This is a genomic window from Mitsuaria sp. TWR114 (genome assembly GCF_007997345.1).
Window position 1 is genome coordinate 1 of the sequence record NZ_VOSR01000726.1, and the last position, 1,354, is coordinate 1,354.

General features: G+C 73.4%; 1 protein-coding gene. It reads left to right on the top strand.

The window, feature by feature from the left end; all coding sequences use genetic code 11:
* The coding region (gene hutH / locus FUT87_RS23150) for a histidine ammonia-lyase (RefSeq protein ID WP_147242531.1) at window positions 1-1,354 on the top strand (1,354 nt) is incomplete at both ends.

The window sequence follows — 1,354 nt, forward strand, 5'->3', positions numbered from 1 at the left end:
TGCAGGCCGCCGCGGCCGGCGACGATCCGGTCTACGGCGTCAACACCGGCTTCGGCAAGCTGGCCTCCAAGCGCATCGGCAAGGACGAGCTGGCGGCGCTGCAGCGCAACCTGATCCGCTCGCACTGCGTGGGCGTGGGCGCGCCGCTGGCGCCGCCGGTCGTGCGGCTGATGCTGGCGACCAAGGCGGCCTCGCTGGCGCGCGGCTTCTCCGGCGTGCGCGAGTCCGTCGTGCAGAGCATCCTGGACGCCTTCAACGCGGGCCTGGTGCCCTACGTGCCGGCGCAGGGATCGGTGGGCGCCTCGGGCGACCTGGCTCCGCTGTCGCACATGACGCTGGCGCTGATGGGCGAAGGCGAGATGCTGGTCGACGGCCAGCGCCAGCCCGCGCTCGCGGTGCTGGAGCGCGCCGGCCTGAAGCCGCTGGTGCTGGAGGCCAAGGAGGGCCTGGCGCTGATCAACGGCACGCAGACCTCGACCGCGCTGGCGCTGGAGGGCCTGCTGCGCTTCGAGACCGTCTATGCCGCCGCCGTCGTCAGCGGCGCGCTGAGCCTGGACGCCGCGCGCGGCAGCGACGGCCCCTTCGATCCCCGCATCCATGAGGTGCGCGGCCAGCCCGGCCAGATCGAGACGGCCGCGGCCTACCGCGCGCTGCTCGCTGGCAGCCCGATCCGCCAGTCGCATCGCGATGGCGACGACCGGGTGCAGGACCCCTACTGCCTGCGCTGCCAGCCGCAGGTCATGGGCGCCTGCCTGGACCAGTCGCGCTACGTCCGCGACGTGCTGCTGCGCGAGGCCAACGCGGTCACCGACAACCCGCTGGTCTTCGCGCCGGCCGACGGCCCGGCCGCGATGATCTCGGGCGGCAACTTCCATGCGGAGCCGGTCGCACTGGCGGCGGACGCGCTGGCCTGCGCGATCGCGGAGGTCGGAGCCATCGCCGAGCGCCGCATCGCGATGCTCATCGACACCGGCGTCTCGCGCCTGCCGCCCTTCCTGACCGAGAACGCGGGCCTCAACTCCGGTTTCATGATCGCGCACGTCACCGCCGCGGCGCTGGCCAGCGAGAACAAGTCGCTCGCCCATCCGGCCAGCGTCGACAGCCTGCCGACCTCGGCCAACCAGGAGGACCACGTCTCGATGGCGACCTTCGGCGCGCGCCGCCTGGGCCCGATGCTCGACAACACGGCGCACATCGTCGCGATCGAGCTGCTGGCCGCGGCCCAGGGCATCGAGTTCCTGCGCCCGCTGCGCAGCTCGGCGCCGCTGGAGGACATGCACGCCCTGCTGCGCGAGCGCTGCCCCGCCATGGCCACCGACCACTACCTGGCGCCGGACATCGAGCGCGCCTTCGC